This window comes from Paenibacillus sp. PsM32 (assembly GCF_030433815.1).
GTDB lineage: Bacteria > Bacillota > Bacilli > Paenibacillales > Paenibacillaceae > Saccharibacillus > Saccharibacillus kyungheensis.
This window is the reverse complement of the sequence record NZ_JARUWY010000015.1, coordinates 40914-56920: the sequence shown is the minus strand read 5'-3', so window position 1 is coordinate 56920 and position 16007 is coordinate 40914. Positions and strand designations below refer to the sequence as shown.

Sequence of the window (16007 nt, the reverse complement as noted above, 5' to 3'; positions counted from 1 at the left end):
ATTTTCGATGAGCGGATATTGAGTTTGGCAAAGTATGTAACAAAAAGTACAAGCGCAGAGAAAGAAGGGGCAAAGTGCATGAATAAGTTAGAAATGTTGCAAAATCCAAAGCAACGTAAGTTGCTGGTTAGTGCTGGATTTAGCTGGATGTTTGATGCGATGGAAGTGGGAATGATCTCATTTATCGCAGCAGCACTTGCAAAAGATTGGAATCTTGCACCACAACAAATTGGTTATCTAACCAGTATCAACTCGGTGGGGATGGCAGTAGGTGCGGCAACTGCTGGATATCTAGCAGATCGTTATGGACGTAAATCGATTTTGCTATGGACACTACTCATATTCTCTATTGCTAGTGGGTTGTCTGCATTAGCAACAGGATTTGGAATGTTGTTAGTGTTGCGGTTTATCGCAGGTTTTGGTCTGGGTGGGGAACTTCCTGTTGCTTCTACACTGGTCTCTGAATCCGTATCGGTACAAGATCGCGGACGTGCAGTTGTATTACTGGAAAGTTTCTGGGCATTCGGTTGGATTATTTCAGCGGTTGTTGCGTATTTTGTTATTGCTCAATATGGATGGCAATGGGGCTTCATTATAGGAGCTGTTCCTGCGCTGTATGCATTATATTTACGCCGGGCCATCGAAGATTCGCCGAAGTTTGTGAAAAATGGAGCAGGCAGACGTGCTTCGTTTATGAAAGGATTAGCAGATATTTGGAGCAGTGAACATCGCCGTACAACGATTATGGCGTGGATATTATGGTTCACTGTTGTGTTTTCTTATTATGGAATGTTCTTATGGTTACCTTCTGTGATGGGATTGAAAGGTTTTACTTTGATCAAAAGTTTTGAGTATGTGTTAATTATGACGTTGGCGCAGTTGCCAGGTTACTTTACGGCTGCTTATTTTATTGAGAAATTCGGTCGTAAATTTGTATTGATCGTATATCTTGTTTTGACAGCGGTTAGCGCAATTTGGTTTGGATTTGCTACGACGACAGCATCGCTATTAATGGCAGGAATTTGTTTGTCCTTCTTTAATCTAGGAGCATGGGGCGGATTATATGCGTATACTCCTGAATTATATCCAACCAAAGTACGCTCAACAGGTGTAGGTATGGCGGCGGCATTTGGACGTATAGGTGGAGTTATTGCTCCATTTCTTGTAGGGATGCTGGTAGGTAAAGGGGTAGCGATTAGTACGATTTTCACTATCTTTTTCGTTACGATTCTTATCGGAGTAGCCGCAGTTGCTTTTCTAGGGAAAGAGACTAAGGGGTTAGAACTGGACTGATAAAGTGGAGGCCAAGCCATGAAATATTCATTTATGACTGATATCGAAGTGTTACTCGCTTATGAAGGTATTCGTACAACCAAATCCCGGTACTGTCGTCTTATTGATATGAAGCAGTGGGATGAATTAGGCAGTGTATTTGCTCCTAATGCAGTAGCTGATTTCAGCACAGAAGGTAATCCGATTCCTTTGTTAGAGGGAAGGGATATCATTGTAAAAGTATTCAAAGACCTCGTTCATCCTGCGGAAACGGTACATCAGGTACATAGTGCCGAAATTGAATTGATTTCTGCAACCGAAGCAAAAGTGATCTCGCCGATGGAGGATTATGTTACTTTTCCAGAAGGAAGTGAACATCTATCATTTCACGGGTATGGTTATTACTATGAGACGTTTGTAGCGATAGATGGTCAATGGTATATTCAACATACACGATTAGAACGGTTGAAATTTGATGTGATCTAGTGCTGAATAAGCAAGCTCACCATAATGGTATTGCTCTTATCATCACGAAAATAAAAAAGCCTTTATAGTGGAATTGTAGCTATAAAGGCTTTTTGGTTTGCAGTTTTTACGAAATAAGTAGTTGATCTGATGGGAGTAAGCTGACTATTTGCATAAATCATTGCTAATATATTCGCTAGATAGGATATTGTCGTTTGCATTCTATAAAATAAGCTACCAATAACTATAATTCTAATTCTAGTCGTTATCGTTAAACAGCTCATCCAGAATTCTTTTTGGATTTTCCAGAAATCGTCTGGTGATCTGGTAATGATCGGTATCCTGATAGTCTATCGGTTGTAAACGATCTTGATCAAAGCTAATAATCTCAGCATTAGGGTAGCCGAGTAAGATTGGGGAGTGGGTAGCGATAATGAACTGCGATCGTGGCGAAAGGTCTTTGATGATCCGCATTAAAGAGAGTTGTCTTGCAGGAGATAGAGCGGCTTCGGGCTCATCTAGCAGGTATATCGATTGTTCACGTGATTTGGTGAACTTTTGCGTAAATAATGATAAAAACGATTCTCCATGAGATTGATGATGAAGTGACTTGCCACCGTAATTGTTATATCCAGTTGGACATATTTTCTCTGTTTCATCAATATGATTAGCAAAGTTATAAAAAGATTCTGCACGCATAAAAAAACCATTTGTTAATTTGGGAAGCCATGACAGACGTAAATAGTCACCCAAAGCAGACTGAGATTGATCGACTTCATAACTGTTATTACGCGAACCACTTGCTGTATGAAATCCACATTGATAAGCAATTCCTTCTAACAATGTCGATTTACCCGATCCATTTTCACCAACAAAGAATGTAACTGGATGTTCCAGATCAAGCTGATCCATATGCCGAATAAAAGGAAGCGAAAATGGATAGCTATCGAAATTTTCAATTTTGTCTTTCAATAACGTAATTTTTCGAAGAGACATGATAAAGAACTCCTTTTTGAGATATCTATCTTTGTAATACCTACGAATCGTTGACATAAATAAAAGTGCAGCATCCAATGAGCATCTATAAGCCATCATCAGGTACTACACTTCTAAGACGTACAAAGAGTTATGTTTGAAACAAAAAATAGCGATCTGATATAGCCATTATTACAAAAAATCGGCTAAAATCTGATCTTGATCTAGTGGAGACAATGGGGTTTCCTGTTGCTGAGTATGTATAATTACTTTTAATTCACGCTGTAAATAAATCGAAAATTGATCCATAGATCAGGCTCATTCCTTAAACGCTTAATACGATAAGCGCTAACTGTTCTTATTCAAAAATAATATTTGCAAAATCATATTACTTTACAACATAAAAAAAACAACATAAAAAAATCAGGAAACAGGTGTCCCTAATAAAACATCCATTTGCGAAAGTAGAAGGAAGGGGCACCATAGCCTGATTGTTTCTATTATAAGGAAGTCCAAAATGAAAAGCAAACGTTACCAACTTCATCATATCTTCATTCACATTTCAGACATAAATTTAAAAATAGTACACTATTTGTACAAAAAATGTTTTATAATGTGCTCAGGCAGGTAAAAAAAGGTAATACTTTTATTCTCTTTATTCATGATTGTACGTTGTATTGATGTACATTCTATTGAAGGAGATTAGAGTAGAAGCAATTGTACAATTTGCACCTGTGTATTATTGTTCATTTGGAATACAGCAAGTTCATACTTTCTCGAAAGGCGGACTATCCATGGCAGACGATAATCAGAAGCACCCGCAAGCAAGTGAACACGATGAAGAATTGACGTTAACGAATCGTCAGGGACATCCGGTCACTGACAATCAGAATGTAAGAACAGTAGGTAATCGAGGTCCGATTACTCTGGAGAATTACAACTTTTTAGAAAAAATCTCTCACTTTGATCGGGAGCGTATTCCAGAGCGTGTCGTGCATGCTCGTGGTGCTGGAGCACACGGTGTGTTCGAAGCATATGGAACGGCTGGCGATGAGCCTATTTCCAAGTATACACGTGCTAAGCTTTTTCAAGAAAAAGGAAAGCAAACGCCTGTTTTTGTACGTTTTTCTACAGTTGTGCATGGTAATCATTCACCGGAAACTTTACGTGATCCGCGTGGATTTGCGACTAAATTCTATACCGAAGATGGGAACTGGGATTTGGTTGGTAACAACTTAAAAATATTTTTTATTCGTGATCCTTTGAAATTCCCTGATATGGTTCATGCATTTAAGCCTGATCCAATCACAAATGTGCAAGATATGGAACGCTTTTTCGATTTTCTGGCAAATAGTCCGGAGTCTACACATATGGCAACATTTCTCTTTTCACCATGGGGAATTCCTGCCAACTACCGGCAAATGCAAGGTTCCGGTGTGAATACGTATAAATGGGTAAACAAAGACGGAGAAGCAGTGTTGATTAAGTATCACTGGGAACCGTTGGAGCAGGGTATTCAGAATTTGAAGCAAGAACAAGCGAATCAAGTGCAAGGGTTAGACTTTAATCATGCAACCGTTGATCTGTATGATGCGATTGATCGTGGCGAATATCCAGAGTGGGAATTATGTGTACAGATTATGAGTGATGATTATCATCCTGAATTGGATTTTGATCCATTGGATCCGACCAAATTATGGCCGGAAGATCAATTCCCATTCCTTCCAGTAGGTAAAATGACGCTCAACCGCAATCCAGTAGACTACTTTACAGAAGTAGAACAAGTGGCTTTCGGTACAGGTGTACTGGTTGATGGATTGGACTTCTCGGATGATAAGTTGTTGCAAGGTCGCACATTCTCTTATTCAGATACTCAGCGTCATCGGGTAGGAGCGAACTATCAACAATTGCCAATTAATGCGCCGAAGTCTAATGTAGCCACTAACCAATCAGGTGGACAAATGCGTTATGCACCGGATGCGGCACCGAAGCAGAATCCGCATGTCAATTATGAGCCTTCTTCTCTAGGGGGTCTTAAAGAATCTCCCAAAGCAGGTGCTGATCATGAACCGCATTATTATGATGTGAATCTAATGCGTCAGAAGCTAGATCGTCCTAACGATTTTGCACAAGCGGGTCAGACTTATCGTGACTTTGAAGATTGGGAACGCGATGAATTAGTAGCAAATATCGCCGCTAATCTGTTTGAATGCTCTGATGTGATTAGTGATAAATTTATCGCTAATTTACAACAAGCAGACACAGAGTATGCACAACGTGTAACAGATGAATTAGCTAAACTCAAAGCTGATCCTTCTAAAAAACCAAGACATCGTGCTCATAAAGCCGTTAATTTAGCAGAAGAAAAAGGGAATGACGCGAAGCCGTATTAATACGGTCGTCATTACTGACTTTGCTCTGTAATTAAATGATTAATACAAAGTTTTATAGAAGCTCTCTACCGTATTCGCTGATCAGAGCGATGCGATAGAGAGTTTTATTTTGCCATAAATAGAGCCTGATAGATGCACAGATTGTCAGCTAATCGTTTAGTCTATGATGAAAACGGTTTAATGATAAGAAAGACGATATACATATAGCAAAGGCGGAGAAAACAATGAAAATTATTATTACACGTGAAGAAGCAGTCCAAAAAGGAATCTGGGACAAAGTAATGCAGATGTTTGGAGTCGATCAAGATGATGATACGTATGCAAATGAACAGTTTATTTTGACCGAAGAACAGGCAAAAGAATTGCAATTGATCGCATAAGTACGAATATCATCATCGTAAATACAGGACAAAGTGAAGCACTATACCAATAAACATTTCAACACAAAGATCACTCTTTTGATTAAGAGTGGTCTTTTTTATTGGGTAGTATCTCTGTATGTTTATATTTCCAAAATAGGATACAAAAGGTAATATAAACCCGTACCAATAATATTTAAAAATATATTCATTTTAATGATTTATGTAAGCGTTATCTTTTTCTGGGGAAATTATTTCATACAAGGAGTGATTGGATGAAAACATGGACAGTGCTAGGAACAACAGCGATTGTTACTGCGTTATCTTTATCTATGGTAGGAACTACTTCTGCGGATACAAATCATATTTCTTCTGCACCTGCTAATTCTCTCACATCATCAAGTGCTACTGAATTGGCTACAGCTACAGCGTCTATACCGTCAGGCGCAATAGTGGTCGATCTGAAAGGCTCAGGTCAATACAAAAGTGTACAAGCAGCAATCAATTCGATTCCAGCTAACAATACTCAACAGAAAATCATTTATATCAAAAATGGAACGTATACAGAGAAATTAACAATCACTCAGCCCCATATTACATTACAAGGTGAAAGTGCAACAGGCACGATACTTAGCTACAATGCAACCAATGCTAGTAGTGGAAGTACAACGAATAGCGCAAGTACGACTGTCAAAGGCGATTATTTTCAAGCCAAAACGATTACGTTCCGCAACAATGCAGTTATGAATGCAGGGCAAGCTGTAGCTTTCTACAATAATGCAGATAAAGCGATCTATACCGATGTACGCTTTCTAGGGTATCAAGATACTTTATATACACCAGGTACAGGCAGACAGTATTTCAAAAATTGTTATATTGAAGGAACCGTTGATTTTATTTTCGGATCAGCGACAGCTGTGTTTGATCAATGTCAGATTCATAGTCTGGGCGCAGGTTATATAACCGCTGCTTCTACAGGAGCAGACACGAAATATGGCTATGTATTTCTAAATAGCCGTCTGACCAGTAGTGGAACCGCTAATCAATCGGTGTATCTGGGTAGACCATGGCGTCCTTATTCAGCAGTGACGTATATCAATACAGATATGGGAGCACATATTCAACCTACAGGCTGGGATAACTGGCGTGATCCAGCGAATGAGGCGACTGCTCGTTATTATGAATATGCAAGCAAAGGTGCAGGAGCCAACAACAATGCACGCGTGAAATGGGCAAAATTTTTAAACGATGATCAAGCCAAAGTCATTACTATTCAAAGTGTACTTGCTGGAAATGACCAGTGGAATCCTACACAAGCGAATTAATACATCATTTTGCTTATATTCTCAATATACTTTTATATACACATCATTATTGAAAAAGCAGATCTTCCTTTTGTCATCGGCAGAAGCGGTAGATGTGCTTTTTTGATCTGTCACTAAAACGTCATATGAAATACAGGTAATCCGTAGCACTTTTTGGGTAAAAAAAGTACATAAAACCGTTGTTATACGTTATTAAAACATCTACATATCAACATTGGCATAACAAAGATACTACAATGAATAGGAGTGGTGGAATGGAATATTATCGTCAAGAAGCCGATCAAGTGCTACAGGATGTCGATAGTTCTACGCAAGGGTTATCCGGGCAAGAGGCTGACAAGCGTATAGAAGCAGAAGGATATAATGAACTAAAAGGTAAAAAGAAAACACCAACATGGAAATTATTTTTAGAAAATTTTAAAGATCCGATGGTTATCGTATTATTAGTTGCTGTTACTGTACAACTGGTATTAGGGCAGTGGGTAGAATCGATTATTATTTTCTTTGTGTTAATACTGAACGCTATTATCAGTGTCGTACAGACGCGCAAAGCAGAAAGTTCTATAGATGCACTGAGGCAAATGTCTGCGCCTGAAGCCAAAGTGATTCGAGATGGTAAAAAGCAAAGTATAGCAGCCAGAGAATTAGTTCGTGGAGATATTGTGTTACTGGAAGCTGGAGATTATGTACCGGCAGATGGACGATTATTAGAATCAGGCAGTCTCAAAGTCGATGAAGGCATGCTAACCGGAGAATCAGAAGCTGTAGACAAACATATTGATGTGATCGGTGCCGATGCACCTATTGGTGATCGCCGTAATATGGTTTTTAGCGGTTCACTTGTCGTCTATGGACGAGGTACAGTAGTGATTACAGGAACAGCTTTGAATACTGAAATAGGTAAAATCGCTGGACTGATCGAAAGTGCAGAAGCTAAGCAGACTCCTTTACAACGGAAGCTTGAAAGTTTTAGCAAAAAGTTAGGCATTTTTATTTTATTATTATGTATTGTGATCTTTGGCGTAGAAGCAGGACGGATCTGGTTTGCTAATGAAGTAGTAGATATGACAGCGGCAATCTTAAATGCATTAATGTTCGCGGTAGCTGTAGCTGTAGCCGCTATTCCAGAAGCATTATCTTCGATTGTCACGATTGTATTATCCGTAGGAACAAATAAAATGGCAAAACAGCATGCTATTATTCGCAAATTACCTGCTGTAGAATCGTTAGGTTCGACCAGTGTAATCTGTACAGACAAAACAGGGACGTTAACACAAAATAAAATGACAGTTGTCGATTACTTTTTGCCAGATGGAAGTACTGACGATTTCCCTGATGATCCAGAACAATGGTCAGAAGGAGAACGCCGATTACTGCATATTGCAGTATTATGTAATGACTCTAATATTAATGATGAAGGCAAAGAATTAGGTGACCCCACCGAAGTAGCATTGATCGCTTTTAGTAATAAAAAGAATAAAAACTACAATGAGATTCGTGAACAATTCCCACGAGAAGGAGAAATTCCTTTTGATTCTGACCGTAAATTAATGTCTACAATTCATACTTTTGATGATCAAAAAGCGATGTTAACCAAAGGTGGGCCAGACGTATTGATCGGTCGATGTACACAAGTATTTGTAGGGGATGAAGTTGTTTCACTGACCGATGAAATTCGTGAGCGGATGCAGACTGCGAATGAAGACTTTTCCAATCGTGCATTACGTGTACTGGCTTATGGATATAAGATTATACCGAATGATCAGACTGAAGTTGGTATAGATGATGAACAGGAACTGATTCTGGTAGGATTGAGCGCTATGATCGATCCACCTCGTGAAGAAGTTGCCGGTTCGATTGCCGAAGCCAAAAAGGCGGGTATTCGTACTGTGATGATTACCGGTGATCACAAAACAACAGCACAAGCGATTGGCAGAGATATTGGTCTTATGGACGATCAGGATATTGCTGTTACCGGTCAAGAACTGGATCAAATGTCTGAACAGGAGCTAGACAATCAATTAGAAAAAATCGCTGTCTATGCGCGTGTCTCTCCTGAAAACAAAATTAGAATCGTTCGTGCATGGCAGAAAAAAGGTAAAATTACAGCCATGACTGGTGATGGTGTAAATGATGCACCAGCACTCAAGCAAGCAGATATCGGAGTTGCGATGGGTAGTGGAACAGACGTAGCCAAAGACTCGGCAGCAATGATACTGACAGATGATAACTTTGTATCTATAGTTAATGCAGTCGGTGTAGGTAGAACCGTATTTGATAATATCAAAAAAGCGATAGCCTATTTATTTGCAGGCAATTTAGGTGCTATTATTGCTATTTTATTTGCATTACTGATGGATTGGATCAATCCGTTTACAGCGATTCAATTGCTTTTTATTAACCTAGCGAATGATTCTTTACCAGCTATTGCATTAGGGATGGAAAAGGCAGAGCCTGACGTGATGAGTCGGAAGCCACGAGATATCAATGAAGGTATTTTTGCAGGTGGAACGATGCAGGCTGTTATTACACGCGGTGCGCTGATCGGTATTGCGGTTATTTTGTCGCAGTATATCGGCTTACAACATTCGCCGGAAATGAGTGTTGCTATGGCATTTACAACATTGATTCTAGCGAGAACATTCCAGACTTTTGCTGCACGTTCTAATGTACAGACAGCATTTGGAGTAGGAATATTTAGCAACAAATATGTATTGGGAGCAGTAGCTCTATGTCTGTGTCTATATGGAGTCACATTACTTCCAGGCGTACGCGATATATTCTCTATTCCTGTAGATTTTGGTGTACAGCAGTGGGCTGTAGCTACCGGGCTTGCAATAGGAGCAGTATTGTTGATGGAAGTAGCTAAATGGATACGTACTAGAGTAACGATGAAGCAACAAGTAACTTCATCCTAAACGTTAGAGATGACATTTCAAATGTAAAATAACAGATAAAAAACAGCCTGTGATCGAAGCAGATAAATGCTTGATCACAGGCTGTATGTTGTAATAGTAGAGTAGATCTATATTTACTAATGATACTGTATAGAATCAAAATAAGATTGACTCTACCATATTGGATTTAAATTAAAAAGAGTTCTGACAAAGATTATTCTTTCTCAGTTTTATCGTCATCTCCAGCTGCTTTTGGAGAAGGTTTGGCTGTCCATTCATCGGCTTGCAGTTCGATATTGGAGCCATCCTCTTTTCTCTTTTTCTCCATCAGTGTATCTTCTGAATGAGTTTCGGGTTGTTTGTTTTCTTCTGTCATGGTTAACTCCTCCTCGAAATGAAATCAGTATAGTGTTCCTTTTTATATATACCCGTTATCGCTTCGGACAAACATTGTTTTGGATTGGATTGTGATCGACTATGGATTCTGCCATAATAAAATTAGATGAATTATTGATATTCTTATTTATGAAAGCGTTATATTTCTAAGGAGGAGATCAGATGAAAGATATACATATTGGTATGATTGGGTATAAATTTATGGGGAAAGCGCATAGTAATGCTTATCGCAGTCTGCCGATGTTTTTTCCACAAGCAACCAAGCCTCACATGTCTGTAATCTGTGGACGGGATTCCAAGCAAGTAGAGCAAGCAGCAGAGCAACTTGGTTGGGCAGAGCATGTCACAGACTGGCAAGACTTAGTCGCTCGTCCTGATATCGATCTGATTGATATTAATGCACCTAGTAATATGCACAAAGAAATTGCGTTAGCAGCAGTACAAGCGGGTAAACATATCTTTTGTGAGAAGCCGTTAGCATTATCTCTTGCCGATTCGCGCGAAATGTTAGCAGCGGCGAAGCAAGCAGGCATTGTGCATATGATCGGGTTCAATTATCGCTTCTCCCCGGCAGTACGTTTAGCGAAAAAGCTAGTCGATAGTGGACGGCTGGGCAAGATTCATCATTTTCGTGCCTGGTTCTTGCAAGACTGGTTGCTTGATCCCCATTTTCCTTTAGTCTGGCGTCTGCAAAAAGAAATTGCTGGCTCTGGGTCGCATGGCGATCTGGGTGCTCATTTAATAGATCTTGCTCATTATTTAGTAGGCGATATGAAAGAAGTAATCGGTATGAGTGAGACTTTTATCAAGCAGCGTCCGCTAGCTACTGAAATGACAGGGTTAAGTGCAAAAGGAAATCAAGATGGCCCACAAGGTGAAGTGACTGTTGATGATGCTACGTTATTTATGAGTCGATTTGTAAATGGAGCTTTAGGAAGTTTTGAAGCGACTCGTTTTGCAGCAGGGCATCGTTCGACCAATTCATTTGAGATCAACGGAAGTCTGGGAAGTGTAAAGTTTGATTTTGAACGGATGAATGAATTGGAAGTTTATTTCACCTCTGATGAAGCAGATACACAGGGATTCCGCCGGGTAGTAGCGACAGATGCTGTACATGATTATATGGATGCATGGTGGCCACCCGGACATACGATCGGATTTGAACATACGTTTATTCATGAAATGTTAGAACTGATGAATGCTATTAAAGAAGAACGACAAGCTTCACCGAATTTTGAAGATGGGGTGAAATGTCAGGCGGTATTAGAAGCAGTCGAGCGTTCGATAGAAGAACGTCGCTGGATCGATATCGCCGATATGTAACGCAATGTCAGTCAAGTAACAAAAGATAGCGATATAAAGGAGGGACATTCAATGACTACACACTGGGATGAATCACAAGTGCCAGATATGCAAGGCAAAACAATCGTGATTACAGGCGCAAATAGTGGTATCGGTTATGAAGCCGCTACTATACTGGCTGGTCGGGGCGCAGAGATTGTGATGGCTGTACGCAATTATGAAAAAGGTCAAAAAGCACTTCAAGCGATTCAGAATGTTCATCCGAATGCTAAATTACAATTGATGCGTCTAGATCTGAGCGAGTTAGCGAGTATTCGTCATTTTGCAGAAGAGTTCAGACAAAATCATCATCAATTATCGATTCTGATCAATAATGCAGGTGTGATGATGCCTCCTTATAGCCGTACACAGGATGGATTTGAATTGCAATTTGGTAGCAATCATTTAGGGCATTTTGCTTTGACTGGCTTATTATTACCTCAATTGTTAGCTACACCTCATGCTCGTATTGTGACGTTAAGTAGTATAGCGGCGTATGCAGGTAAGATTGATTTTGATAATTTGGATGGTAGCAAAGGTTATCGTTCTTTCAAATTTTATAGTCAAAGCAAGCTTGCAAATATGTTATTTGCTCGTGAATTACAGTTGCGTCTAACCCAAAATCAAGCAGATACGATTAGTGTGGCTTGCCATCCGGGCTTCACGCATACTAATCTGGCTTCACGCGGTTCAGGCAAGCCAGTCAGTGGCATATTTGGACTGTTATCTCGTTCATTTGGACAAAAAGCTTTGATGGGCGCATTGCCTACATTGTATGCGGCAACCTCTCCAACTATTCATGGCGGAGAATATGTAGGACCGGATGGCAAAGGTGGACGTAAAGGATATCCCAAATTAGATGATCATATTGATAAGTTATATCAAGCCGATATTTCTCAGCGATTATGGACACTATCTGAATCGTTAACAGGCGTTCAGTATGAATGGAAGCAACCTGAATTTGCAACACTGTCTTAATTTTGGCACGATCCATTAGACGACTAAGGAGTGTTAAAGATGAGAAAAGCATTGATTGTATGGGGTGGCTGGGACGGACATGAGCCAGAACAAGTCTCTCGAATATTCGCAGATATGCTACAGGAAGCTTCATTTGAGGTAGAGCTTGCTAATGATCTAGAAGCATTTAGAGACGCAGATAAATTACTTGGACTTGATCTCATTATACCGGTATGGACAATGGATGATATTGAACAAGAATTAGTGGATCATGTCTCTGCTGCGGTACAACAAGGTACAGGGCTTGCTGGTTGTCATGGAGGAATGTGCGATGCTTTTCGTAAAAATGTCGATTGGCAGTTCATGACAGGTGGTCAATGGGTCGCTCATCCAGGAAATGATGGAGTAGAGTACACCGTTAATATCAAGCCAAGTTCCAGTCTGCTTGTCGAAGGGATTGCCGATTTTCAAGTGAAATCAGAGCAATATTATCTGCATATCGATCCTGCAGTAGAAGTGTTAGCGACAACTACATTTCCAATCGTAGACGGGCCGCATCGTCTTAACGGTCAGGTGCAGATGCCGGTTGCTTGGACCAAACGATGGGGCGTAGGAAGAGTATATTACAATTCGCTCGGTCATCATGCCGATATTGTAGATATGCCGCCTGTCAAAGAAATGATGCGTCGTGGATTACTATGGGCAGCAGATGGCAAAACAAAAGCAAATGCAGACACCAATACTACAGGTCAATTGTATTCAGGTATGGCAGATAGTCAATAAACGCTGTAGTAATATGTAAGGAAGCATTATTAATCAATAAAATAGACGTACCAAATTGATATAATATTATGAAGCCATTGTAGAAGGTGCTTGATCAGCATATTACTCTATTTATGTTAAGAGCAATAACTGACGCACATACAATGGCTTTTTATCTGCAAATTGATTATAAAGTAATCTTTATTATGTTGGTTTATTTTCTGTAATATTTTGAGTAAGCGTTAACAAAATGATCTTAAAATCCGTTTATTTTTGTTTTATAACTTTTCAAACGTATTCAAAGATGATATACTCCTATCAAAGCAAAACAAACATATTCAAATCATTATCCAAACTTTAGAAATCAATGGAGGAATATCATGATACCGAATCAGTGGAACACACAGCAGGTTGCAGACATAAAAGAAGGTGTAGATCAACTGGTGTATCGCTCTAACCTGATTGGCTCAGATCGTCGTGTATGTAACTGGGGTGGTGGAAATACCTCTAGCAAAGAAATCACTACCGATTTTCGAGGTCGTGAGATTGAAGTGATGTATGTAAAGGGTAGCGGTTCTGATCTGGCATCGATGGAAGCCAAGCATTTTACTGGATTACGACTTGATGATATTCGTCCATTATTTGAAAAAGAAGAGATGCCTGATGATGAAATGGTTGCTTATCTTGCGAATTGTATGATTGATGCCAAAGCACCTCGTCCATCGATTGAGACATTACTGCATGCCTTTTTACCATTTAAACATGTGGATCATACCCATCCTGATTCGATTATTAGTCTGTGTTGTGCAGATAATGGTCGAGAAATTGCTAAAGAAATTTTTGGAGATACGTTTGTATGGGTTCCTTATATTCGTCCGGGCTTCACATTATCTAAAATGATCGCTCAAGGCGTACTGGATCATCCAAATGCTGAACTGGTATTGATGGAAAAGCATGGTCTGGTCACATGGGGAGAAACACAGGAAGAATGTTATGCCAAAACAATCGAAATGATTAACAAAGCAGCTCTATATATCGAGCAAAAAGCATCAGAACAACCTTTATTTGGCGGCGAAAAAGTGCAGTCGCTTGAGAGCAATACACGTCATGAACTGGTAGCTCACATTATGCCAGCAGTTCGCGGAGCAGTCAGTGACAGCAAGCGTATGATTTTAACTTTTGATGATGCAGAAGATGTACTTTCTTTTGTAAACGCCAATGATTCTCACTCGTTGTCTCAAGTAGGAGCAGCTTGCCCCGATCATCTTGTACATACCAAAATGACACCACTATTTATTGATTGGACACCAAGCGCTGAGGACAGTGAAGGACTCAAACAAGCTGTTATCCAAGGAATTGACGATTACAAAAAGAAATACCAAGCTTATTTTGAACAGAATGCACATGAAGGCGATGTAATGTTTGAAGCCGCTCCGCGTGTGATCTTAATTCCAGGAATCGGCATGATCAATACTGGCAAAAGTCATGCAATGTCTTTGGTAAGTGGAGCCCTCTATCATCGTGCGATTGCAGTAATGCGTGGAGCAACTTCACTTGGACAATTTGTGTCCCTAAGTGAATCAGAATCATACAATGTAGAGTACTGGCCTTTGGAATTGTACAAATTATCACTTGCTCCTGCGGAAACGGAATTCTCACGTCAGATTGCTTTGATTACAGGTGGAGCAGGTGGAATCGGCAGTGAAACGGCTCGTCGCCTTGTAAGCGAAGGCGCGCATGTAGTATTGGCAGACTTGAACTTAGAAGGTGCGCAAAAAGTAGCCGATGAAATCAATCAACAATACGGACCACATCGCGCTTTAGCAGTACAAATGGACGTAACAAGCGAAGAGCAAGTGTCACAAGCCTATGCTCAGACAGCGATCCATTACGGTGGAATCGATATTATTGTTAATAATGCAGGGCTTGCCACTTCGAGTAAATTTGAAGAGACAACGCTTAAAGAATGGAATTTGAATATGAATGTACTGGGTACAGGTTATTTCTTAGTTGCCCGCGAAGCATTCAAAATAATGAAAGAACAAGCACTAGGCGGAAGCATGGTATTTATTGGTTCCAAAAATTCGATTTATGCAGGAAAAAGTGTAACTGCTTATAGCTCTGCCAAAGCATTGGAAGCTCATCTTGCCCGCTGTATCGCCGCAGAAGGTGGAGAATACGGTATTCGTGTCAATACGATATTACCAGATGCCATTTTACAAGGATCAGCGATCTGGAATTCCAACTGGCGTAACGAACGTGCCGCAGCATACGGCATCGAACCCGATCAATTAGAAGAACATTACCGCAAACGCACCACATTGCTCGTCAATATTTATCCAAAAGATATCGCCGAAGGCATCGCATTCTTTGCTTCATCCAAAGCCGAAAAAACAACTGGCTGTATGCTAACCATAGACGGCGGCGTCCCAGCCGCATTTACCCGATAATCTTTGTTAGACAAACTAAGAAAATACTCTATAGAAATCAATACAAAATATAAAACAAATCACCACTATCAATAAACTCATTTCTATTATTCAACAATAGGTATAATATGGAAATCATAAATTATCTATTCATAAGAATTCTTTACTCACACTTATTATCATCATTGCATCCCGATCATAATGATTAAAAATCGCCAAAATCAAAATCAAAATCAAAATTAAAATTAAAATATAAAACTAATCAAATAATCATTCCAATGATCAAATGAACATCCTATGCTAAGAAAGTACTCCAAACACTCTAAATGATCTCCCAATAAAGTAACATTAGCTACCCGAAAACCTAACCTTTAAAATCTTTACTTGATAGGTATCTCACCTCTCGGAGCGGAGGGAATATGATTGTTCTGAAAGA

Annotated in this window: 12 protein-coding genes; 10 read left to right on the top strand and 2 right to left on the bottom strand. The window is 39.7% G+C overall.

The window, feature by feature from the left end; all coding sequences use genetic code 11:
- The first annotated feature begins 78 nt into the window (after nt 1-78).
- Entirely contained in the window at nt 79-1293 is a 1215-nt protein-coding gene (locus tag QCD85_RS21050) for an MFS transporter (RefSeq protein ID WP_301263798.1), read from the top strand.
- 18 nt (nt 1294-1311) lie between these two features.
- Nucleotides 1312-1758, top strand: a complete 447-nt coding sequence (locus QCD85_RS21045; protein WP_301263797.1) for a nuclear transport factor 2 family protein — start codon at nt 1312-1314, stop codon at nt 1756-1758.
- Between the two features lie 237 nt (nt 1759-1995).
- Here QCD85_RS21045 and QCD85_RS21040 read toward each other — a convergent pair whose 3' ends face one another.
- Entirely contained in the window at nt 1996-2733 is a 738-nt protein-coding gene (locus tag QCD85_RS21040; RefSeq protein ID WP_301263796.1) for an AAA family ATPase, read from the bottom strand.
- Between the two features lie 773 nt (nt 2734-3506).
- Here QCD85_RS21040 and QCD85_RS21035 point away from each other — a divergent pair.
- The 4 genes from QCD85_RS21035 to QCD85_RS21020 all read left to right on the top strand — a co-directional run bounded on the left by QCD85_RS21035 (nt 3507) and on the right by QCD85_RS21020 (nt 9707).
- Nucleotides 3507-5105, top strand: coding sequence for a catalase (locus QCD85_RS21035; RefSeq protein ID WP_301263795.1), 1599 nt, complete (start codon nt 3507-3509; stop codon nt 5103-5105).
- Between the two features lie 224 nt (nt 5106-5329).
- Nucleotides 5330-5485, top strand: coding sequence for a hypothetical protein (locus tag QCD85_RS21030; protein ID WP_273615907.1), 156 nt, complete (start codon nt 5330-5332; stop codon nt 5483-5485).
- Nucleotides 5486-5739: 254 nt separating this feature from the next.
- Nucleotides 5740-6789 carry a pectinesterase family protein gene (locus tag QCD85_RS21025; protein ID WP_301263794.1) on the top strand — a complete coding sequence of 350 codons (1050 nt, stop codon included), beginning with the start codon at nt 5740-5742 and terminating at the stop codon, nt 6787-6789.
- A 254-nt stretch (nt 6790-7043) separates the two neighbouring features.
- Entirely contained in the window at nt 7044-9707 is a 2664-nt protein-coding gene (locus tag QCD85_RS21020; protein ID WP_301263793.1) for a cation-translocating P-type ATPase, read from the top strand.
- Between the two features lie 193 nt (nt 9708-9900).
- Here the strand turns inward: QCD85_RS21020 and QCD85_RS21015 are convergent, their stop codons facing one another.
- Complete coding sequence (locus QCD85_RS21015) at nt 9901-10062, bottom strand: hypothetical protein (protein WP_301263792.1); 162 nt, start codon at nt 10060-10062, stop codon at nt 9901-9903.
- 182 nt (nt 10063-10244) lie between these two features.
- Between QCD85_RS21015 and QCD85_RS21010 the strand changes: the two genes are divergently transcribed.
- The 4 genes from QCD85_RS21010 (at nt 10245) to QCD85_RS20995 (ending at nt 15592) form a co-directional block, all read left to right on the top strand.
- Entirely contained in the window at nt 10245-11405 is a 1161-nt protein-coding gene (locus QCD85_RS21010; protein WP_301263791.1) for a Gfo/Idh/MocA family protein, read from the top strand.
- A gap of 51 nt (nt 11406-11456) precedes the next feature.
- On the top strand, nt 11457-12401 hold the full coding sequence (locus QCD85_RS21005; protein ID WP_301263790.1) for an oxidoreductase: 945 nt from the start codon (nt 11457-11459) through the stop codon (nt 12399-12401).
- A gap of 39 nt (nt 12402-12440) precedes the next feature.
- On the top strand, nt 12441-13163 hold the full coding sequence (locus QCD85_RS21000; protein ID WP_301263789.1) for a ThuA domain-containing protein: 723 nt from the start codon (nt 12441-12443) through the stop codon (nt 13161-13163).
- A 359-nt stretch (nt 13164-13522) separates the two neighbouring features.
- Nucleotides 13523-15592 carry a bifunctional aldolase/short-chain dehydrogenase gene (locus tag QCD85_RS20995; protein ID WP_273615913.1) on the top strand — a complete coding sequence of 690 codons (2070 nt, stop codon included), beginning with the start codon at nt 13523-13525 and terminating at the stop codon, nt 15590-15592.
- The last annotated feature ends 415 nt before the right edge of the window (nt 15593-16007 follow it).